Source organism: Prevotella sp. P6B4 (assembly GCF_000619985.1).
Lineage (GTDB): Bacteria > Bacteroidota > Bacteroidia > Bacteroidales > Bacteroidaceae > Prevotella.
Genome location: NZ_JHVE01000008.1, coordinates 37,348 through 61,520 on the forward strand (window position 1 = coordinate 37,348; position 24,173 = coordinate 61,520).

Annotated in this window: 11 protein-coding genes; 2 read left to right on the top strand and 9 right to left on the bottom strand. The window is 49.2% G+C overall.

Annotated elements, in window-relative coordinates; all coding sequences use genetic code 11:
* Positions 1-18 precede the first annotated feature (18 nt).
* The gene (aldA, locus tag T491_RS0106825; protein WP_028903231.1) at positions 19-1,461 is read left to right on the top strand and encodes an aldehyde dehydrogenase; all 1,443 of its coding nucleotides are present in this window, start codon (positions 19-21) and stop codon (positions 1,459-1,461) included.
* Between the two features lie 77 nt (positions 1,462-1,538).
* Here aldA and T491_RS0106830 read toward each other — a convergent pair whose 3' ends face one another.
* The 6 genes from T491_RS0106830 to T491_RS0106855 form a co-directional block, all read right to left on the bottom strand.
* The gene (locus T491_RS0106830) at positions 1,539-3,653 is read right to left on the bottom strand and encodes a RagB/SusD family nutrient uptake outer membrane protein (RefSeq protein ID WP_028903232.1); all 2,115 of its coding nucleotides are present in this window, start codon (positions 3,651-3,653) and stop codon (positions 1,539-1,541) included.
* Positions 3,654-3,674: 21 nt separating this feature from the next.
* Positions 3,675-6,695 carry a TonB-dependent receptor gene (locus T491_RS0106835; RefSeq protein WP_028903233.1) on the bottom strand — a complete coding sequence of 1,007 codons (3,021 nt, stop codon included), beginning with the start codon at positions 6,693-6,695 and terminating at the stop codon, positions 3,675-3,677.
* A gap of 196 nt (positions 6,696-6,891) precedes the next feature.
* Positions 6,892-8,448, bottom strand: coding sequence for a glycoside hydrolase family 28 protein (locus tag T491_RS0106840; protein ID WP_081773280.1), 1,557 nt, complete (start codon positions 8,446-8,448; stop codon positions 6,892-6,894).
* Positions 8,449-8,516: 68 nt separating this feature from the next.
* Positions 8,517-10,166: a DUF5123 domain-containing protein gene (locus T491_RS0106845; protein ID WP_028903235.1), complete on the bottom strand. Its 1,650-nt coding sequence runs from the start codon at positions 10,164-10,166 to the stop codon at positions 8,517-8,519.
* 14 nt (positions 10,167-10,180) lie between these two features.
* Positions 10,181-12,349 carry a RagB/SusD family nutrient uptake outer membrane protein gene (locus T491_RS15905; RefSeq protein ID WP_051523014.1) on the bottom strand — a complete coding sequence of 723 codons (2,169 nt, stop codon included), beginning with the start codon at positions 12,347-12,349 and terminating at the stop codon, positions 10,181-10,183.
* Between the two features lie 26 nt (positions 12,350-12,375).
* A complete protein-coding gene (locus tag T491_RS0106855) occupies positions 12,376-15,630 on the bottom strand; it encodes a TonB-dependent receptor (RefSeq protein WP_028903236.1) in 3,255 nt (1,084 codons plus the stop codon).
* A gap of 254 nt (positions 15,631-15,884) precedes the next feature.
* Here T491_RS0106855 and xyl3A point away from each other — a divergent pair, with 254 nt between their 5' ends.
* Complete coding sequence (xyl3A, locus tag T491_RS0106860) at positions 15,885-18,479, top strand: xylan 1,4-beta-xylosidase (protein WP_028903237.1); 2,595 nt, start codon at positions 15,885-15,887, stop codon at positions 18,477-18,479.
* Positions 18,480-18,568: 89 nt separating this feature from the next.
* On the opposite strand, the gene T491_RS0106865 is transcribed toward xyl3A, so the two are convergent.
* From T491_RS0106865 to T491_RS0106875, 3 genes are read right to left on the bottom strand one after another with little or no spacing between them, the layout of a single operon-like run.
* The gene (locus T491_RS0106865; RefSeq protein ID WP_231480199.1) at positions 18,569-19,489 is read right to left on the bottom strand and encodes an endonuclease/exonuclease/phosphatase family protein; all 921 of its coding nucleotides are present in this window, start codon (positions 19,487-19,489) and stop codon (positions 18,569-18,571) included.
* A 16-nt stretch (positions 19,490-19,505) separates the two neighbouring features.
* Positions 19,506-21,101: a carboxylesterase/lipase family protein gene (locus T491_RS0106870; RefSeq protein WP_231480200.1), complete on the bottom strand. Its 1,596-nt coding sequence runs from the start codon at positions 21,099-21,101 to the stop codon at positions 19,506-19,508.
* Positions 21,102-21,120: 19 nt separating this feature from the next.
* A complete protein-coding gene (locus T491_RS0106875) occupies positions 21,121-24,132 on the bottom strand; it encodes an FAD-binding and (Fe-S)-binding domain-containing protein (RefSeq protein WP_028903240.1) in 3,012 nt (1,003 codons plus the stop codon).
* Between the last annotated feature and the right edge of the window lie 41 nt (positions 24,133-24,173).

Sequence of the window (24,173 nt, forward strand, 5' to 3'; positions counted from 1 at the left end):
TTTTAAAAACAAACAATTATGAAGGACTTAAAAATGTACATCAATGGTCAGTTCTGCGAGAGCTCTAACGGCCAATGGATCGATGTGTTGAACCCCTCGACAGAGGAAGTTATCTCTCGTCAGCCCGAGGGAACCATCGAGGATGTAAACCGCGCACTTGATGCAGCCCGTTCAGCTCAGAAGGCCTGGGCCAAGACACCCGCTATCGAGCGTGCTGGTTATCTACTGAAAATGGCAGAAGGCATCAAGAAACGCGAAAAAGAGTTCACCGAGATTATCATGCGTGAGCAGGGTAAGACACGTAATTGGGCCTCCATCGAGGTTGGTGCCACCATCGCCTATTTTGAATACATGGCAACCTTCGCACGCCACATAGAAGGCGAGATTATTCCAAGCGACCGTCCTAACGAAACCATTCTGCTCACCAAGAAGCCTATCGGCGTGGTAGCAGGCATCCTGCCTTGGAACTTCCCGTTCTTCCTGATTGCCCGCAAAGCTGGTGCTGCCCTCATTGCAGGCTGTACCATTGTCATCAAGCCATCACAACTCACCCCAGAGAACTGTACAGAGTTTGCCAAGATTGTCGATGAGATCGGCTTGCCCGCAGGTGTCATCAATATCGTAACTGGTAAGGGTTCGGTTATTGGTAACGAGATGGCAGGCTCGCCCAAGATCGACATTGTAAGCGTAACAGGTTCTGTAGGTGCAGGCGAAAGCATTATGGCAGCCGCTTCTAAGAATATTACCAAAGTATCACTTGAGTTAGGAGGAAAGGCTCCTGCCATCGTCATGAAGGATGCCGACTTGGAGCGCGCAGCCCAGTGGATTGTGGATAGTCGCATCGGCAACAACGGTCAGATTTGTAATAATGCAGAACGTGTATATGTACAGAAAGAGATAAAGGCAGCCTTTACCCAGATACTCGTCGACAAAATGTCAAAGGTCAAGGTAGGCGATGTTTGCAAGGACGAAACCGTAGATATGGGTCCATTAGTAGAACAGCGCGCATTGGAGAGTGTAACAGAAAAAGTGGAACGCGCCATCAAACAAGGCGCCAAGTTGCTCTGTGGTGGTCATCGCGTAGGCAATCAAGGTTACTTCTATGCCGCCACGATACTTGACAACTGCACACAGGATATGGACATCATCCACGAGGAGACCTTTGGTCCCGTCATCCCATTGGTTGAGTTCGAAACCCTTGATGAGGTTATCGGCTATGCCAACGACTGCGAATACGGTCTGGCATCGAGCATCTTCACCAAGGATCTGAACGTAGCCGTAAAGGCATGCCGTGAACTCGAGTTTGGCGAGACCTATGTGAATCGCGAGCATTTCGAAGCCATCCAGGGCTTCCACGCTGGTGTGAAGAAATCTGGTATCGGCGGTGCCGATGGTAAGCACGGAGTTGATGAATATCTCGTCACCCACGTCACCTACCTCGATACCTACGAGGATATGTAAACTTCCTACAGATCATCAAAAAAAGAAGAATGCGCCCCATTTTGGAGCGCATTCTTTATATTGTATAGGCTATCGGATTAATAGCCTGGGTTCTGCCACATATTCTCTGTAGCGGTGGTGTACTGCAGCACACCGTTAGCATCCTGCTGCACAGCCTCGTTGCTGCGGTTGGTAACCGACTCGAGCTCGCTCAGCGGAATGGGGCGATAGTAGTGCTTCAGGGCGATGTTGCCACTGGCCTGTGCATTGTACTTCTTCACGTGGTCGATCAGGGTATGAGTACGTTTCAGGTCGAACCAGCGCTGATACTCACCACAGAGCTCGATGGCACGCTCCTTGAGGATGGTCTCGATATCAACCGTGCCTTTGAGTGAGTTGTCCTTGCCAGCGATGGCACGGGCAGCACGCAGCTGATTGAGGGTTGCCAGCGCATTGCCGCCAGTAGCCAGCTCTGCCTCAGCCTTGATGAGGTACATCTCAGCCAATCGCAACACCATGATGTCGCGGTAAGAGATATCAAAGGTAGGATATTCTTCGTTATACTGGTCGTCGAGGAACTTCTTGATACCAGGGAACGAACGGCGACCTTCAATCTTCTCGCTCTTATAACGGGCATCGCCATAGACATCCGACACAGCCTTACCACCCTCGGTAGGCAGGGCTGTAGCAGGATCGCCAGAGGTGTAAACAGGGATGTCGCCACCATATGCGAACTGCAAACGATACTTATTCTTAGCCTGCTCCTGCAAAGCCTGACCCTCAGCTGAATTACCATCCATCAGCGCATACTGGATACCGATGACACCACCATTGAAGTAGTTACCATCCTCAGCATAAGCCTCCTCGTAGGTCTTATAGGTCTGATCGGCCATGTTTGGATAGTTGGCGGCATTGCCAGCCAGGTCGGGGTGCACACGGTAAGCAGTGAGCAGGGTACCGTTGTAGCGCTGGTCGGTCTCCTTGAGCTCGTCGAGAGTCTGCCAGAGATAGAGTGAAGGCAGGTAGCGGGTGAAGCCACGGCCATAAGGCGAGTAGTACTTGCCTACCTCAACGTCCTTACCGGTGCTCATGCTCTTGATGGTGGTCTTACCGGCAGCCATACGGAAGAAGATAGAGTTGTTCTTCTGTCCGTTAGGACCGATATCGTCGCAACCGTTGTTCCAGAGTGATACAAACATCAGCAGAGAGGCACTACCACCGTTACGGCCATAGCCGGTACGGGTGATGAGTGAGTTGAAATTGCCTGTACCCTCGCTTGAGAAACGGTAAGGCACGCAGTTGTCGCGACCGGCATTCAAATCATTAGAATAGTGAACGGCAAAGAGGTTCTCGGTGTTAGCGGTAGCCTCCTCGTTGTTCATGTTCCAAGTGTCGCTGTAGCGGCTGTAGAACTTGGCGCCAGAGTTGTTGATCACATCGGTAGCAGCTGTCAGCGCCTCGTTGTAGAGGTTGGCATAACCGTTAACCGCATTGGCACCCAGCCAAGAGGCAGCATAGAGGGCCACACGGGCGTAGAGAGCCTCAGCAGAATAGTAGTAGGCACGACCAGTAGCGGTGGCCGACTTGCCATCCATGATGTTAGCCTTCTTATAGTTGTTCATGGCCTGTTTCAGGTCGTCGAGGATATGGCCATAGACCTCAGCCTCGGGCACACGCACCGGGGTGTTGTTGATGGCGTTGATAGGCTCGGCATTGTAAGGGATTGGTCCCCACATAGCCACCATCTGCGAGTAGTAGAGGGCACGCAGGAAGTAGGCATCGCCCAGATAGGCCGCCTTCTTGATATCGTCGATCACGGTGCAGGTAGGCACATACTTCAGTGCGTTGTTACATACATCCACACCAGCGTAGAACATCTCCCAATACTCATCCAGACAGGGGTTGTCAGCCACATTGTTGCCCAGTGCCTCGGCCGAGATATCATACTTCAACATAGATTTCTGCTTGTTATCATAGCCGAAGTAGAACAGGTCGGAACCCATTTCGGCCAGACCGAGCGACGGTTCCTTACCCCACCATCCGTGTGTATAGGTGTAAGCTGACTGAATCAGTCCGTCGATACCCGATACGGTGTTGTATGCCAAGTCGGCAGTCTCACCGGTTTTGTTGTCCTCCTCCAGGAAGTCTGAGCAGGAGGTTGCGCCGAAGCCGATCACTGCGGCAGCAAATAACATACTATATATCTTTTTCATATCGATGATCATTATAAGTGATTAGAAAGTTACGTTAAGACCTACTACTACCTGTTTCATGAGTGGGAAGTTAACCGAACCACCACGCTCTGGGTCGTAGTTATCGAAGTGACTGAATGTGAAGTAGTTCTTCAGTGAGCAATATACGCGGGCATTGCTCATGTATGCCTTCTTGATCAGAGTCTTTGGCAGATTGTACGACAAGGTAATATCCTTAATCTTGAAGTAGTCGGCCTTCTGAATCTGGATAGAGCTCTTATAGAAAGTGGGTGTATTACCAGTGCAACCAGGTGATGGAATGTCGGCGTCCTGATTCTCAGGTGTCCAGTAGCTCAAATCACCCCAGTTAGAGTTGTCGTAGGTATAAAGACCATAACCACTGTAGCTCAGATAACCACCCAAGCGAGCCATTGTCTGGATGCTCAGTGAGAAATCCTTATAAGTGAAAGTAGAGTTCAGACCGAGAATAGCCTTTGGTGAACGGTTGTAGATCACCTTGTCGCTATCATCAATCACATCATCACCATTCACGTCGATAGCCTTTGGTGTACCAGGATCACCATAGTCAGCCTGTGGCTTCACGAAGTTAGGATGAGCCTTCATATACTCATCGAACTCGCCAATACCCCAACAGCCATCCATCTTATAAGCATAGTAAGCAGATACAGGCTCGCCCACCTTCAGGATATCGGTGCCATTAACCACCTGCTCAATACCATCAGCCAGTTCAGATACCTTATCCTTAGCAAAGGTAGCCGATGCACTCAGATCCCAAGTGAAGTCGCCAGTTCTAACGGGCACAGCACCTAATGAGATTTCCAAACCATGGCCCTTGGTCTTACCTACGTTAGAGATAGTGCTGGTAAATACCGAAGAAGCAGGAGCTGTCTTGTAGTACAGCAGATCATAGGTCTTGCTGTTGTAGTAGTCGATGCTACCATAAACACGACCGTTCAGAACAGAGAAGTCGATACCGAAGTCGAGAGCAGCGGTCTTTTCCCATGTCAGGTTAGGATTAGCCATAGTCATAGGAGCCTTATCGGTAGAGTTTGGCACGATGCTCTGAATGGTAGCCAGTGTCTGGTAGGCTGAGATAGCCGAGTTACCAGAGAGACCCCATGATACACGGAACTTCAAGTTGTCGAGCCAAGATTTAGTGCTCTGCATAAAGCCTTCCTCAGAGATACGCCAACCAGCGCTGACTGATGGGAAGTAACCCCACTTATGACCTTCGGCGAGTACAGAAGAACCATCGGCACGAACCGAAGCCTGCAACAGATACTTGCCATCGTATGAGTAGTTGGCACGAGCAAAGAACGACAGCATCGAGGTCTTGGTATAGCCAGTGCTTACATCGGGGGTTTGGATCTTGCTTACATCGTAGAACGAGCTCTTCTTGTAGCTCTCAGAACCTGCAACACCTGAGATGTTGCTACTCTCACTTACATACTGTGACATTTCGTGACCCAGCAGGAAAGTCATATCATGCTTGGCAATGGTCTTGTTGTAGTTAGCCGTATTCTGCCAAACATACTTAGTGCTGGTGCTACGGTTATTAGCAATATAAGTGGTATGAGGTGACTGGTAACGTACCTGACTCTCAAAGTCCTGATACTCACCAGTACGTGATGTGCTACGGTCGAGCGTGAACTGCGACTTCACGTACAAACCCTTGATTGGATTCAGCTGCAGATAAGCGCTACCAAAGAAACGGCTGCTCTCAATATTTTTCTGATAAGCGCCATCCTCGTTAAGCAGAGGTGAACAGTGAGCGCTGTACCAGGGGTTAGGTGTTACGTTGATGCTACCATCGTTCAGGTAAGCGTGTGTGATAGAGGTCATCTTCTGAGCCTGGTTGAATACACCACCGGCACGCTTATCGTTGCTCTTATAAGCATACGACAGACTGGTACCGATCTTCACGATGCGGTTAATCTGATGGTCGATGTTTACACGACCTGTGTAACGGTTGAACTCATCACCCTTCATCAGACCCTTATCGTCCATAGCAGCTAACGAAACGTTGAAGTTAGTCTTCTCGTTACCACCCTGAACAGATACCTCGTAGTTCTGCGACACACTATTGTTCATAATCATGTCGAGGAAGTCGGTATAGCTCTTATCTTTGTAGATATCAAGTGTAGGTGTCAGGTCCTCCAGATTGAAGGTCAGCACATCGGCAGCTGTAGCAGTGTTGGTAAAGTTCCAACCATTGGCAGCAGCAGTCTCATAGTTCTTCTTATCAATCAAGCGCTGTACCTCAGTATCGCCATACATAGGCTTTACGATACCTGTAGCGCCATTGAATGAGAGGTAGCCATTGAAGTTCACCTTGGTATTTCCTGCAGAACCACGCTTGGTGGTAATCAGAATTACACCGTTAGCACCCTTAGTACCATAGATAGCGGTAGAAGCGGCATCCTTCAGGATATCCATCGACTCAATATCGCTGGCTGGGATATCAACAGTTGAGCCATACTCTACTCCATCGACGATGACCAGTGGTCCATTTCCAGCCAACAGCGAACGGTTACCACGCAGTGTCATGCTAACACCGGCACCGGCCTCACCGCCACCACTTATCTGCATATCAACACCAGGAACCTTAGCCTGCATGGCTGCCAGAGCATTAGCACCTGCCACCTTTGCCAGATCCTCGGTCTTCACCGAAGCTACCGAACCGGTCAGGTCCTTCTTCTTCATGGTGCCGTAACCTACTACTACCACCTCATCGAGTGCAGCAGCATCTTCTTGCATGGTTACATTGAAACTGTTCTTACCGGCTACGGAGATTTTCTGCTCCTTGAAACCGATGTAAGAGATCTTCAGGACGGCTTTCTCAGGAACGTTCTGAATGGTAAAGCGACCGTCGAAATCGGTTACAGCGCCCACGCTGGTACCATCGACCATGACACTTACACCAATCATAGGCTCACCAGAGGCATCCTTCACTGTACCTGTGACAGCTTTCTGGGCATAAGCCACAAAGCAGAACACAGACAAAAGCAAAGCCATAGAGGCTCTTTTGAATTGATGATTCATACTCATGTTAGTTTTAGTTTGTTACTTATTAATTTATAGAGTTAAAATTTTAGCTTCATAAGCTCCCGAGAGAACTTTACGGCTGCAAAAGTATAAGAAAATGTGAAACACCGTATACTTTTCTTAAGGAAATCTTCTGCAAACGTTTACGTGATTTAACAATGTTATCGTACACAGCCAAAAATCCACGTCAAATTTACTTAATAACAATCTTTTTACCCTGATGTATAAAGATACCTTTTGATGGAGCGATGACTTGACAACCATTTAATGTGTAAAAGTGGGTGTTCTTGGTTTGTGAGCTGTCGGATATGGTCTGCGTCGAGATACTCGACAAGTTATTCCAGCTATAGGTTGCCTTGTACGAATTTTCCATGACTGGGCTCAGGTCGTTGCCGGTAGCTTCTACCGTCTTATTGGTTCTGGTCTTGGTGAATGTGCAACCATTGATAAAGCGGATATCCTTGCAGAAGAACAGTCTGACACCATTACGATGTGATATCCTGACATTGTCGAATGTCACGTCGTAGACGTAGCTTTCCGGGCGTCCATATATCATGATACCATTATAGTTCTTGTCGTTGCTGTTTTTAGTGTTATAGCCCGAAGCTGTTACGTTCTGTATCAGGATGTTGTGGAACTCGGGTGTGCTACTGGTCTTTGTTTCTGGCGATGCTTCTGCCTCCTCCGGACTATCGGGAAGCTTATCGTACCAAGCTGTAATCTGTATTGGCGTAGCCACATTCTGCATGGTGCAATTACGGAAGATGATGTCGTGTACATCGCCACTTCGATCTGTATTCGACTTCAAACGGAAACCGCAGTCTGTACCATCGAAAGTCAGATCCTCGTAGATGATGTGATGCATGTTCTGGGTATAGCTACCTAATGAAGCACCATGTCCGGCTTTGAAGTTGCAATTCCACAAGTGGATGTATTGGGCATCAGTATCAGTCACAACATTATCGTCGCCAGTATCAATATAACAGTTATAGATATTGCAGTATTGGGTCCAGATGGGAATACCATCGGTGTTGTGTGAGGGATCGGATGCTGATGAGGCTGGCGCATAGATATGTACATCGTGAACCGTATTGTGCGCACCTTTACCCGACTGTCCTAAGGTAAGATTGGTACCGGGTGCATTCTGTATACGGAAGTGACGGAAAAGATAGCGCTGGCCTTGTGAGAATCGGATGATTGATCCACGTTGTAAACCACTCACCTTCTGTTCTACGGCATCCCACCAGGGGGCACCTTGACCTTCGATTATGGAAGTTTCTGAACTCTCTCCTTCTATAACAATGTCAGAAGCACCGTTTTTTCCTTTGATATATGGGTCTTTGGTAGTGTGGTCTGGTTGATCGCTGTATGCCAAAAGCTTCAGGGTGGCATGTGCACAGAGATGCAGTACTGTTTTTGAGCCGATAGTAATACGACCAAACAACCATTCGCCTGCTGGCACTACCACCATGCCCCCACCAGCATTGTTGGCAGCATCGAGAGCAGCCTGAATGGCTTGGGTATTGTCCGCATTAGTGGTTGTTGCCCCAAAGTCTGTGATATAAAATGTATTTGCATCTGTAAAGGTAGGTAGGCTTTGGGGTAAGTTCACCTCTGTCCAACCTTCAGGTGTATTCTTTCCGGCAATCTCTTCTGCCATTGAGAAATCTATAACTTGTGCTGATAAGGTAATGGAATTCATCAGCAGCAAAGCTACCGTTGTAATTGTAGTACTTAGTTTGATTTTCATTTGTTTTGTTTTAATAAAGGGCGAACACTATGGTTAGCATTCGCCCTTCGTATAGATAATGTTTACTATTATGGCAACCAGCGCGGATCACCAACATTCTTCAACTCCTTAGTATTAAGGATGGTGAAGTCACCATTTGCCCAATCCTTAAAGGTTTCTGCCAAGTTTGTGGATATAATAGTTCCATCTAATTTTGCAGCAGGTGAAGGATCTTCGTCTGATACAGGAGTCCATTCAACATCGCTAGTATAATAGATGTCGGTTGCATCAGGCTTGACATCACCCGACCACATAGATAGCTTTTTCAGACCAGGACCAAAGATACATTTGCTAATCTTGAAGTCGCCAGATGGGGCCTTACCTTTGAAGTCAAAGACAAACTTACCATTGTCAGGACACTTAACGAATGTACAGTTCTCAACAACAATAGATGTAGGTGCATCACCCTTTGTGTTAACAAAGAGGACCTTACAAGTTGAGAATGTAGAGTTTGAAATCTTGATGTTGCTAACTACAGCACCAGCCTTGTCAGAGTTGCAAACACCATATCCTGCAATAGAGTCAACGGTACAATTCTGCATCACAAAGTTCTCAACCGTTGAGGCGTTGTCCTTTTGTCTGAGAAGACCACGTTTCCACTTGATATCGCAGTTATCAAACTCAATCAGTCCAATCTTAGAGTTCTTACCAGCAATATTGAAGAGATACTGACCACCGAAATTACCGTCAGTAGCAGATGGCTCACTTCCCCACACATTGATCTTGTCAAATACGAGGCCACCAATCACTGCATCTGCGTTGGTATCGAAGTTACTTACAACATTGAGGATGGCATAGCCAGCAAGAGACTGACCAGTCACAAACTTGATGGTACCAGTTGTAGAATTCAGCTTGGTAGCCTTCAGACTATATGTCATGCCACCTTCAAGGACAATAGTAATATCCTGGTTGGGGTATTCCACATCAATCAAGTTTGTCAGATTGTTCTCAAAGTATGCGAGACTTGTTTCCTCATCCAAACCGCGCAAGTCAATAATAGTACCCTCGAAGTTGTCGGCAGCAGCAGTTGTAAGGCGTTTCTTACCCTGATAGCTACCATTGGCCCAAGCTTCTACACGATAGGTTGTCTTTGGTTCCAGACCGCCGATAATCTTTTCACAAGCAGCATTCTCCTCTTCGGAAACTGCTACCTCGGCAACAATCTCGTCTTCTGAGTCCTTGATGATGACCAACTTGTCGTAGCTGACACCCTCTGCCCATTTGATACGTGCCTTGATGTCGATAATGTCGGTAGCGGCAGGGTTAATCAACTTGGTGGGGAAGTCGGGAGTAGTGGTTGTGATATTGTACTCCTTAGACTTGAGTCCCGTATTGGTATTTGCCGAGCTGATATATACGAAGTACTCCTTGTCATACTCCAGTCCCTCGAAACGGCAAGTCAACTCAGAGGTAGTAATCTCCTTAGCTGGCACACTGGCATCAACGGGAACAGCCTTTACCGTGTACTGGTTAGCACTGGTGTAGTTATCCCACTTAACAACCATGTATGGCACATTGTTGTCATCCAAGCCCACCTCCAGATTATCGTCGTCATTGATAATGGGACGGAACAGCGCATCGGCCTGAGGGAGGTCATTGTCACTGCTACAGCTGACAAATGTTCCCATTCCTGTGGTTACTGCTCCGAGCAGCAACATGGTCTTAAATATCTTTTTCATAATGCGTTTCCTGTTTATTTGTAATTTTCTTTTTCAATTGTAGCTACTTCTACGTTAACACCGTCGCCCATATTCATATCGAGAATATGATAACCGTCGTTGTTCAGCACCGTACTTGCTGAGATAGTCTCAGTAGTGATAGGCAGCAGATAAGGAGCTACACCATTACCCTTCAATGCACCATTAGAGTAACCACGATACAGACGAGTGAAATAGTCACTGGCTGCATAAACATCCTTACGGGTAATGCCAGTATCCTCGCCATCAGTAACAGTCACTGTCTTGGTGTTAGGAGCTGCACCCAATGTATAGGTTGTTGTACCGTCAACATTAACCTTCTTCACAGGTGTAGTGGTACCATAGTCAACACCATCGTATATGTAGGTGCGAGTGCGCTTCAGCATGTTGCTACCCCAGTTTACACTCTGCCAGCCATTAGCCTGCATGGTAGCATCATCTTCTTCAATCTGATACTTCTGGTTATACCACTTGATATCGCTCTTCAGGTTATTCTTGCCTACCTTTACATACCACAGTTTGTTGGCCCATGTGGTATAATTGGCAGCCTCAGGATACTGTGCCAATACATCTGGATCGTTCATCAGATCCTCATTGCAGGCGATACCCCAACAGAGTGCTGTGTACATAGCCTCTTCGATCTTCTTGGCATAGAGGTTCCAGCGAACCAGGTCGAACTTACGCAAAGCCTCGCTACCAAACTCCCATGCACGCTCATTAACAATAGCGTTGAAGAAGTCTTCTTTCGAATTCAGGTTGCTTACGTAGTTGGTTACATCGTCAGCATAAGTAGCGCTACCAGCGAAAGCACGGGCGCGAACGGTAGTCAGCATCTCCTTTGCCAGTGCAGTAGGACCGTTCAGTTCGTTCTCAGCCTCGGCCAGCATCAGCAGAACATCTGAGTAGCGCATCAATGGGAAGTTAATACCTGTACCCTTTGAAGAACCAGAACCCAACTCTTTACCAGCACGGGCGCGATCCCACTTACCAGCATAGAGACCTGTAGAGGCAACAGCCTGAACGGTGTCCTGAACGTGCTGATACTTAGCTACACACACATCGCGACGGCTATCATTGTCGGCAAACGACATGTAGTAAGTTGGAGTCACAGCAACCTGAGCTGTGGTAGTACCCTGAGCACAAGTACCTGTATTGGGCACACCGAAGCTCCAGCCAATATCACCACCATAGTTCTGTACAAAGGCAACCTCATAGAGTACCTCAGCGTTGTTCTCGCAGGTATAGTTCATCTCATTGATAAACGACTGCTCGAAGTTGGTATACAGGGCGCGTGGCTTCAGCTGGATCAGCTTCTGGCAGTAGTCCTTAGCCATCTGGTAGTACTGTGTATAGGTCTGAGCAGTCTTCTCCACACCGTTTACATCCTTATAGGTAACGGTCAGCGAGTCGGCTGTTACATTCAGATAGTCGTCGGCACGCTTCATGGTACCGTCCTTGGTCATACCATAACCACCACGGAACAGAGCCAGACGGGCAATCAGACCGATGGCGAAGTCACGGTTCATACGCTCGATACCGCCAGTGTTTACATCGCTCCACTTCATGTTGGGCTCGATGTCAACCAACTGCTGCAATACACGGCTGTAAACCACGTTTTTGTCAGTACGGGGCTTATCAATCTCATCACCCCACTTAGCAGCCTCATCATAGTAAGGCACATCGCCGAAGAAGTTGCACATCAGGTAGTAGCGGTAACCTTTCAAACAGGTTGCCTCACCCTTAATCTGCTGCATCTCGTCGGTATTACCGATAGAACTGGCATCAATACCGGCACGTACCTGGTTAGCACGCTCGATGGCCTGCAGGTTGTTGTCCCATACTTTCTTAACGTCGCTCCAACCCACGTTGCCTGCACCCTGGAGTGGCCATACGGCGTTACGGTGGTTGGTAGCTGTGGTGGCGCTGGTGGCCATAGCCTCCACGTCAGTGTTCTGCATCCATACACCGCACATACGGCTGGTATAGGGGTCTTCGCAGAACAAAACATATACGCCGTTGATGGCGTTAGTAGCAAATTCTGTAGAGCCATAAACCATATTCTGGTCCATCTGCGATGGCGATTCTACATCGAGCATGTCGTTACACGATGTCAGACCGATAACTCCAAGAGCTGCAATTGCTATATATTTATTCTTGAATTTCATATCTTTATCGATTGTTAGTTGTTAAATTACAGCGTTACGTTCAAACCAAAGGTAAATGCACGGCTCTTTGGATAAGAAGAGAAGTCGATACCTGGGGTCAGACCAGAGTAGCTGCTGTTGCGGGCATAAGAACTTACTTCTGGGTCGAAGCCTGGATAGTTCGTAATCACAAACAGGTTTGTACCAGTTACATAAGCACGCAGACGCTGTACACCAAACTTCTTGGTAATCTTGTTAGGAACAGTGTAACCGATGGTCAAGCTCTGCAAACGCAGGAATGAAGCATCGTCCATAGCCCAGTCGGTAGGAACAACTACAGCATCGCCTGTAGAGAATGGGCTCCACATAGCCTTGGCTGCCAAGCCGTTACCACCCTCGTTCCAGTACTTCAGATCCTCCAGACTCTTCAGCAGTACGCCTGTCTCTGGGTTGATGTAAGAGTAAGCATTGCTCTGGCTCATCTCTGCGCGCATATTTGGATAGGTACCCGCGCGATAGCGTGATGAGGTCTGAATCTTATTGGCATTGTAGATGTCGTTGCCAACCTTATAAGTGAAGTTAATATTGAAGTCGAAGTCGTAGATTTCACCATTGAATCCGAAACCACCCATGAAGTCGGGGTTGGTGTCGCCAATCACAGTGATATCCTTTGCATCAACCACACCATCGTTATTCAGATCCTTCAGCTTCATGGTACCTGGACGGATACCGATAGTACCACCCAGCAGTGAAGTTGTTGGAACACCTTCCTTCAGTGTATAGACACCCTTCACCTCGTCATAGCTGGCGAAGTCGTCGGTGGTATAATAACCATCGCTCTTCCAACCGTAAACCAGTCCAATAGGATCACCGATGCGTACAATGTAGTCCTGCTGGTTCTTATTGTCGGTGCTGGCCCAACCTGAAGCGAATGTCATTTCCTGCAAACCGTTGGCCAGACTCTTAACGTTCGACTTGTCGAAACCGATGTTGAAGTTGGCATTCAGTTTGAAGTTCTTGCTCTGGATGATGGCTGCATTCAGGGTAACTTCAACACCCTTGTTGCTGGTCGAAGCAGAGTTCTCCCAAACAGAGGTATAACCAGGTGCCGCGATGTTGTGGTTAATCAGCAGGTCGTCGGTGCTGTTCCAGTAAACATCGATATTACCAGAGAGTCGCTCGTTGAAGAAACCGAAGTCCAAACCGAGGTTACGAGTGGTACGCTTCTCCCAGGTGAGCAATGGGTTTGCCAATGTAGTAGAAACAGCCTGATGAGAACCTGCCACCTCGCCTACTCCATAACGCTTTACACCACTATTGGTGTCGTAAAGTTGTACATACTGAGTGTTACCAATCTTATCGTTACCAACCTTACCGTAAGATACACGGAGTTTCAGGTTAGACAACCAGCTGTGTGTAGCCTCCATCCATGGCTCATCGATGATACGCCATGAAGCAGCAGCTGCGGGGAAGAAGCCCCACTGGTGGCCACTGCCGAACTGCGAGCTACCATCCTCACGCAGAGTAACAGTGAGCAAATAGCGGTCGAGCAGAGTATAGTTGATACGACCAAAGAATGATACCTTATTCTGATTGGCAGATACATTACCAGTCATGGTCTGCATCGTGCCCAGACCAAAGTTAGCGAATACCTGCTCAGCAGTAAATGCCTCACTGAAGTTATTGGCACTCATAGCGCTGTAGTTAGAGCGGCTTGAGCGGATTTCCTGACCTCCCATCACATTCAAGTGATGAATCTTATTAATCTTGGTATCGTAGGTCAGTGTGAAGCTCTCACGGAAACTGTTGGTATTAGTCTTGGTCCAGTCGGCCAGAGGTTTACCACCTACATACGAAGCCTGTGTGGTTGTAGAACCATACCAGTTCTTTACCTCGTTGAATCCATAAGTATAACCTCCTTCAAGATGAGCAGTCAAGCCCTTCAGAGGAGTCTTCCAATCCAAAGCTCCATTGAAGATGAAACCACGATTGTTACGGCGACGCCAGTATTGTTCTGACTGCTCTGCCAACGACATGTTGGAGCGCTGCCATTCAACGATTTCATCGTCCGACATGGTTGAGAAGTCAGGTGTAATCATACCAGAAAGTCCCTTAGTGGCAACACCATAGAGCGCCTGCTCTGTACGTACCTTATAAGTTCCACCCTGAGTTCCCTGTCCGTTAGCAGTCTGATCGTTAACACGAGCAGTCATCGAGAACTTCAGGCTCTTATTGATGTCGTGATTCATCTTAAAGAGGAATGCGAAACGTGAGAAGTCGTTGTTGGGCATCAAACCTGCATTGTAGTCGTAGGTACCTGAGAGGTTGAACTTGGTCTTATCAGTACCTCCCTGCAGACTCAGGTTGTGGCTCTGCGAGATGGTGTTGGCACCAAACAGGTCGTCCTGCCAGTCGATAGCCTCCTGACTCTTGTAGAGATACAGATCGTCGAACACACCGAACTGTCTGTAGAAAGAGTTCAGTGCGCTCTCGCCGCGCAGTGCAGCATATTCATAGTTCGACATAACATACTGATAGGTATCAAGTACGTCCAGACGCTTAGACACCTTCTTGGTCTGCAGATAGCCGTTATAGCTTACCTGAGTCTTGCCACCTTTGGCATTCTTGGTGGTAATCAAGATAACACCATTAGCACCTTCTGAACCGTAGATAGCAGTAGAAGATGCATCTTTCAGAACAGTGATATCCTCGATATCGTTAGGCGAGAGATCGGTAAGCTTACCACCCTGGAATCCGTCGATTACAACCAGAGGGCTGTTGTCACCAGTAATTGAACCACCACCACGAACACGGATAAGCACATCGGCATCGGGCGAACCGTCGGTAGTTGTAATGTTCACACCGGCCATCTTACCAGTCAGTGCCTCGGTTACGTTTGATACTGGCACCTTAGCCAGATCCTGTCCTGCTACGGTAACAACCGAACCTGTCAGGTCTTTTTTACGAACGGCACCATAACCGATAACCACCAGTTCGTTCAGCGTGTTGTTGTCGTCTTCCATCACCACCTTCATGTCGTTGCTGGCAGTAACGGTTTTAGGTTTCATTCCGATGTAGGTAATTACCACCTGCTTGCTGCTATGCAGCTTCAGCTCGAAGTTACCATCGAAATCAGTTACGGTAGCGTTTTTAGGACTACCCTTTTCTACAACTGTTGCACCGATAACGGGCTCGTTGGTTGAGTCAAAAACCTGGCCTTTGGCAATCGTCTGAGCCAGCACCTCAGGGGGAGCCAGTACAAAGAATGCGGCTAAGAGGCAAAGTTTGCACAATCTTCTCATTGCTTGATTCATACTTTGATGTTTAAGTTATTAATTATAATAGTAAGTTATACAACTTCTTGAGATTAGTCATTAAATTGGTGCAAATTTAGTAAAAAAAATCCAAAAAAGCGTCTATTTCTGTTCAAAAAGTGCGCAAAAACCCACGTAAACGTTTTCGAACGTTAACGTTTTCGTACACAATTATATATAGTAAATTGTCTATTTCAATTATTCTTTTTATCTTTGCTGCCAGAAAACGAAATTAAAACAATATGAAACTGAAACAAATTAGAACGCTTTTAGCCTCAGTGCTATGTTTTTGCGCCGTATCTACCTGCGCACAGTCATTACCCTACCAGAATCCAAACCTCTCGGCAGCCGAGCGTGCTGATGACCTGCTGGGCCGACTCACACTTGAAGAGAAGGTTTCGTTAATGATGGACACATCGCCCGCCATTCCCCGCTTAGGCATCCCGCAGTTCCAGTGGTGGAACGAGGCGCTGCACGGCATTGGCCGCAATGGCTTCGCCACCGTGTTTCCTATCACCATGGCGATGGCGGCCTCATGGGACGATGCCCTGTTGCACCAGGTGTTTACTGCCGTGAGCGACGAGGCACGCGTGAAAGCCCAGCAAGCGAAACGCTCCGGCGACATCAAACGCTATCAGAGTCTGTCGTTCTGGACACCTAATATCAATATCTTCCGTGATCCCCGATGGGGACGCGGACAGGAGACCTATGGCGAAGACCCCTACCTCACCGCTAAGATGGGACTGGCTGTGGTGCGCGGTCTGCAGGGTGTGGGCTACCATGGCGAAGACCTGGGGGTGAGCCCCTATCGCAAGCTGCTGGCATGCGCCAAGCACTTTGCCGTACATAGCGGACCGGAGTGGAACCGACATGAGTTCAACATTGAGAACCTGCCTGAGCGCGACCTTTGGGAGACCTATCTGCCGGCTTTCAAGGCTCTGGTACAACAGGGTAAGGTGGCTGAGGTGATGTGCGCCTATCAGCGTATAGACGGACAGGCCTGCTGCGCACAGACACGCTACGAGCAACAGATACTACGCGATGAATGGGGTTTCGACGGCCTCATCACCAGCGACTGCGGTGCCATCCGCGACTTCCTGCCCCGTTGGCACAATGTGGCCAAGGATGGTGCTGAGGCATCAGCCAAGGCGGTACTGGCTGGTACGGACGTGGAGTGCGGATCGGAATACAAGCGGCTGCCCGAGGCAGTGAAACGTGGCGACATCAAGGAGGAGGCTATCGACCGTAGTCTGCGTCGCCTGCTCATAGCCCGTTTCGAATTGGGCGACCTGGATCCCGACGACTTGAACCCCTGGACACAAATACCTGAAGAGGTGGTGGCTTCGAAACAACACAAGCAGCTGGCCCTCGACATGGCCCGCAAGAGCATCGTACTGCTGAAAAACAATGGGGTACTGCCCCTGTCAACAGCCGCATCAAACATCGTGGTGATGGGACCAAACGCCAACGATGCCATCATGCAGTGGGGTAACTATGCCGGTTCAGCCACCGAGACCATCACCGCTATCGATGGTATCCGCGCTATCGCTCCCCATGCGAAACTCATCGCCGGCTGCGGTCTGACCCGTAACGAGAGTTTCGAGAGTCGTTTCAACGAGATTATCGACCCATTAGGCAACCGCGGCATGCAGGTGGCCTATTGGAACAATATGGAGATGAAGGGAGTCCCCGTGGCTACAACCGTCATCAAGCAACCTATCCACCTGAACAACGGCGGTAACACAGTGTTTGCGCCAGGCGTCAATCTGGAGCATTTCTCTGCCCGTTTCGATGGAACCTTCAAGCCCACTCGCAATGAGACGCTCATCTTCGACATCAAGGCCGATGATATGCTGCGCCTGATAGTAAATAGCGACACCATTGTTGACGTATGGAAAGTGCGTCATCGCATACAGGGCGGCAAAACCGAACTGGCTGTAGAGGCGGGTAAACACTACCGCATACAAATAGACTATGCACAGGAAAGCGGCTACGCTGCTATCGATTTCGATATCCAAAGCAAGATTGCGCCTACTTATCAGGAACTGCTGGCACAAGTGGACAACGCCGAGACAGTAGTATTCGTAGGCGGCATCGCTCCTACCCTCGAGGGTGAAGAGATGAAGGTGAGCGAGCCAGGCTTCAAGGGTGGCGACCGCACCAGCATAGAACTGCCACAATCGCAGCGCGATGTACTGGCCATGCTTCATCAAGCAGGAAAGAAGGTCATCTTTGTGAACTGTTCCGGCTCGGCTATCGCCATGGTGCCTGAACTGGAATCATGCGATGCCATCCTACAATGGTGGTACGCAGGCGAACAGGGTGGTACAGCCTTGGCCGAGGTACTGTTCGGACAGTATAACCCCAGCGGCAAGTTGCCTGTAACCTTCTATAAGAGCACCGACGACCTGCCCGACTTCCTCGACTATAAGATGACAGGCCGTACCTATCGCTATTTCAAAGGTGAGGCGCTCTTCCCCTTCGGCTATGGTCTGAGCTACACCACCTTTGCCATCAGCAAGCCAACCTATAAGAACGGCAAGTTGCAGGTACAAGTTAAGAATACCGGCAACTGCAAAGGCTTGGAGACGGTTCAGGTTTACATCCGTAACACAGCCGACCAGGAAGGACCTCTGAAGACACTGCGTGGTTATAGTCAGGTTGAGTTGAATCCTGGCGAGACGAAGACGGTTAGCATCGACCTGCCTCGCGAGCGCTTTGAGGGTTGGGATGTGAAGACCAACACCATGCGAGTGGTGCCTGGCAGATATGAGATCATGGTGGGCACATCAAGTGCCGATAGCGACCTGAAGAAGATAAAGGTAGCTATCAAGTAACCAAAAAGAAGGTATCATACTAACTCCCCTCTACCCTAACACTAAAGCATAGTTAGTATAAGGGTAGAGGGGAGTTAGTGTTAGGGTAGCTATTTACGTAATCGTACGAATACCGGATAGTGATCAGAAGGAAGACGCTTCTGGTATTTCTTGAACGAGATTTCCTGAGGAGCGTCGATGCCTTTCAGTGCCTCACCCTGTTGCTGCCCCTCAGCCCAGTAGCTATTGGTAAGCACGCCGTAACGTTCTACCGTGAAACAGGGCGATACAAACACATGGTCAATACGACTATCGGTCTTGAGTTCCGGATCCCAGCTATTGAAGGTTCCGTTCTCGGCAAAGCGCAATTTAGCTTTCTCAAAGCTATCATCGAGTACGCCCGACTGCGTAAAGATGGTATAGATCTCGTTGGTCTGGTCCACATTAAAGTCGCCAGTCAATATCACGGGCTTACCCTTTGCAATCTCCTTGATGCGCTGCACAACGAGCTTGGCACCTTCGCGACGGGCCACAGTACCTACGTGATCCATATGCAGATTGAAATAATAGAACTTCAAGCTGGTACCTTTAAGTTGGAAGTAGCCCCACGAGCAGATACGTATGCAGGCAGCATCCCATCCTAAGCCTGGCTTATCGGGCGTTTCCGAAAGCCAGAAGTCACCATGATCCAGTATTTTCACCTTGTTGCGATCATAGAAAATATTGGAATACTCGCCACCATGCTTGCCGTCGTCGCGACCCAGACCGATACAGTCATAATCAGTAAGCTGCTTCAACATGTCCTGGCGTTGCGATTCCAGCACTTCCTGTGCACCGAAGATATCGGGATGCTCAAAGAGAATCTGACCACATAACACCGGCATGCGCTGTTGCCAGCCATTACCAGCCTTCACATCACCATTATTCTGATTTCTGATATTATAACTGCCCACGTAGAGATTCTGGGCCTGTGCAGTAATGCTGGCTGCCACAACAAGGGCAACCAGCATGAGTTTACTTAATACTTTCATTAGTAGCGTTTGTTATTTAATGTCTGCTTGATTCTGTTTCTTCGCGTTTGGCTTTGTAGTAACGATCCACGAAATCCACCTGCTCGCGGTTGGGACGCATAATCAGCGAGGCGCCATTGCAGAACTGCATGGTAGTGGGCTTCGCATCGTCGAACGATGGCCAGTAAGGCAGTCCCTTACCATTAGGATTGCAGGTCTTGGCAAAGTTCACCCAATACTGCTGGATGATTTCTGCCACAGCACTCTCGGCAGGATACTTCTGAGGCTGGTCGAGGAACGTACCGTTCAGATACATGATATCATCGGCATGAGCCACACCTTTACGACGCGGATCGCGAGAGAAACTTACCTCTGATGGCTGAGCCAGATAGGCTGCATAGGCAGGACTCTTACCAGTCTTGGTCTGCAGACTTACCCAGGCATACGATGGCCAGGCAAATCCCATATCACGGAAGGCATCACCATTGCCATGCCAAGCCTCATCATCGGTTGAACCGGGATACACCTTCAATGCCTCATCGGCCCATGAACCGAAGATGTGACGCACCTGTTTCTGGTACTGTTCGGCCTTAATATTACCCGGAGTAAAGAGCGCACCCTCATCACTGTTTGTCATCACAATCACAGGCACATCATTATACTCGCCACGCTCGTACAGACGGTACTGATCATCACAAATCACGTAGCCATCCACACATGGCCAGAACCCGGCAAAGCCCACATTTCCATCGCAAAGCTGCATAGCATCCATCTGCCGTAACTGCTTAATACTCTTCTTTTTAAGATGCTTCATAAAAGCAACGCCTTGACTCTCTGCGCCCTTCTGCGAAGCATCGAGACCTAACGAACGGGGCTGATCGCTCCAAGGTGCAAACGAGCCTCCACTATGGCTGATGCAGGCACGGAACAGGCCCTTAGCCAAGGGTGAGGCACAGAGCATGCTACAGCTGATGGCACCTGCCGATTCACCGAAAATAGTCACCTTCGAAGGATCGCCACCAAACTGCTCAATGTTACGCTGAACCCACTGCAGGGCAAAGATCTGGTCGAGGATACCGTAGTTGCCGGAATGACCTTCCTTGTCCTCCTTAGAGAGTTCGGGATGCGCCATAAAACCTAAGGCACCTGTACGATACTCGATGCTGACAATAACGACACCGCGCTGAGCCAGACGTTTCCACAAGTCGCCACCATACCATTCGGTCTGGAAGCTACCGCCATGGATCCATACCATCACTGGCAGTTTCTCACACTTGGCCTTGGCCGGCGTAGCGATACCGAGATAGAGACAGTCCTCGCTCATCATATCGGCAGTACGACCAGGACGTGTGGGTTGCGGAGGCAGTGGTCCGAACTTGTCGCACACACGTACACCCTCCCAAGCCTTAGCAGGCTGAGGCGCACGCCAACGCAGATTACCAACAGGGGGAGCAGCATAAGGAATAGCCTTGTACACGGCCAGACCTTCGTCGAGAACACCCTGTACATCACCAGTTTCTACATGGGTAGCCAATAGTGGCTGCTCCTGTTTACAGCAAGCTTTCTGAGCCTGCACACCGACTGCTGCCATCACAATGGCACACAGCACAAGTTTTCTAAGTAACAGATTCATAAATCGTTTTTTTAAATAATTATTTTTTAGTTGTTGTACATTCATTGACCAGATAAACAATACTCATATAAGGAATACCCGTATTCGTTTCGAGACCAATCTCGCAAGTACGGCTGTTCGAGTAGCCCACCTCAATATGATTGGCCTCAATCTGTGGACGAAGCTTACGCAAGCCATACTTATTCAACTCGGGGAAAGTAAATCCTCGATCGCCGGCAAAGCCGCAACAGCCCACACCCTCAGGCAGATATACCTGGGTTGAACACATCTTTGCCAGATTGATCAGATCGTCGGCCACACCCATCTGACGGGTAGAACAGGTGATATGCAGTGCGATAGGCCGATGGATAGGATGGAACTCCAATCGGGGCACCAGATACTTCATGATAAATTCAGCGGGTTCGTAGAGTTTCATCTTATGCATCACCTTTTTCATACGGTGCAGACACGGACTCTGCGCACAGAGCACTGGATACTTACCCTCTTCGGAGGCCTTCCACAGAGCAGCCTCAAGTTCGGCACTCTTACGGTCGGCAATATCGAGCATACCCTTCGATTCCCAGATCTGTCCGCAGCACATACGCTCCATACCCTCTGGGAAGATCACCTCATAGCCAGCCTTAGCCATCAGCTGGATCACCTCATCCACCAGGTCGTGAATCTTACCACCTCCCCTCGACTGTCCCATGGTCTGATTGATACAGCTGGGGAAGTAAACCACCTTGTATTCAGAGTGTTCTTCCTCCTTATGCGGAATTGACTTTTCAATAATAAATTGTGTCAGGTCGCTCTTCTTCGGCTGGCGATGCTTCTTCGGCATAGCGGTAGTCCATAGCGGCAGTCCCATCTTGTTCATGGTACGGCAGACGGTCGTCATCAGCGTAGGACCGAGGGTGACGTGGGCAGCATGCGCCACATCGAGAACGACACGCAGTCCACTCTTGATACCCGCCATGTGGTTAGCGGCAAACTCGCCCAGCTTATAGCCCATCGGGCTCTCGTTCATATCCATCTGACGAATCAGGTGGGTCAACTCACCCGTATTGATCTTCATCGGGCACGAGGTTGAACACAAGCCATCGGTAGCGCAGGTCTGGTCACCGTAATACTTATATTGTTTCTTCAGCGTGGCCAAGCGCACAGGATCGGAGCCCGTCTTGGTAAGATAACGGATTTCGCGCTGAACAGCAATACGCATACGGCTCGATAGTGTGAGTCCGCACGACATACAGTTCACCTCGCAGAAGCCGCACTCAATACACTTGTTGGCACGCTTCACCTGCTCGATAGTTTCCTTGGCTGTAGAGAGCGAAGCATCCATCAGATAATGCCCACCATCAGGCACGCTGTCGAAATCGAAGTCAAGCACAGGCAACGGTTTCAGACACTTGATGAAACAATCGGGATCATCGTTGAAGATCACGCCCTGGTTCAGCAATCCATCCGGATCGAAGATAGCCTTCAGTTCCCGCATCACCTCATAAGCCTTCTCGCCCCACTCGTACTTCACGAATGGTGCCATATTACGACCTGTACCATGCTCAGCTTTCAGCGAACCGTCGTAACCCTCAACCACCAACTTAGCCACATCGCGCATCATCTCGGCATAGCGTGCCACCTCATGCTCATCGGCAAAGCTCTGGTTCAGGATAAAGTGGTAATTACCCTCAAAGGCGTGACCATAGATACAGGCATCATCATAGCCATGGTCGGCAATGAGTTTCTGTAACTTCACCGTAGCCTCAGGTAGCGACTCGATAGGGAATGCCACATCCTCAATCAGGCATGAGGTGCCTACCGGACGGGTACCGCCTACCGATGGGAAGATACCGCTTCGGATAGCCCAGTACTTGCCATACACAGCAGGATCTTCGGTAAACTCGGCTGGGATATAGAGTCGGAATGCGCCTAAGCATGCCTTAATCTTCTCTATCTTCTGGAGCAGCTGCTCGTGGGTGATGCCCTTGGTCTCTGTCAGGATGGCGGTCAGGTTGTGATAGTCGCCTGGCTCCACGCCCTCTATCTTACCGGCATCCACATCCTGCTTGTACTGCAGATATACCGGATCATCTACAGATGATAGCGACTTATAGTCGAGCATCTCGGCACTCTTTACCATCAGGTTCTCGGCACTCATCTCGATATCCTCATCGCCAGCCTGCAGTTTCTTCATGGCCACCACAGCCTCGCAACTCTCCTTCATGGTCAGGAAGTAAACCATGGCCGAAGCCTTGAACGGATAGTCCTTCAGCGTCTTCATCGTCACCTCCGAAAGGAAGGCGAGTGTACCCTCAGAACCAACCATCGAGTGGGCAATGATGTCAAACGGGTCATCGTATGCCACCAGCGGACGCAGGTTCAATCCAGTCACATTCTTGATACTGTATTTCTTCGTGATACGGTCGGCCAGCTCCTGGTCGGCACGAACCTTATCACGCAGCGCCTCAATCTTCTGCAGGAATTCCGGATGCGACTTCCGGAAAGCCTCGCGACTCTTCTCATCGCCAGTATCCAGAACGGTACCGTCGGTCAGGATGATACGAGCCGAAATCAGCATGCGGTCGCTATTGGCATGCACGCCGCAATTCATACCCGAAGCATTATTCACCACGATACCACCTACCATCGCCGAGCCGATAGAAGCGGGATCTGGCGGGAACACACGTCCGAAAGGCTTCAATATCTGATTTACCCTTGCACCTACGATACCCGGTTGCAGCTTGATCGACTCCAGATTCTGCCCCAGCTCATACTGCTCCCAATGCTTACCAGCCACAATGAGCACCGAGTCGGTACAACTCTGTCCGCTCAGCGATGTGCCTGCCGCACGGAAGGTGAACGACAGCTGGTGCTGCTGGCACAACTTGACAATCTGCGATATTTCCTCCTCGCCATCGCTACGGATAATGACCTTCGGAATCTGACGATAGAAACTGGCATCGGTACCCCATCCTAAGGTACGAAGCTCATCGGTATAAATACGGTCTGAAGGCAAGAATTGCCGCAGTTCAGAAAGGAATTGTTTCAGCATAGGGCACGTAAGTATTTAGTTAGACTTTAATTTTGTGAGCA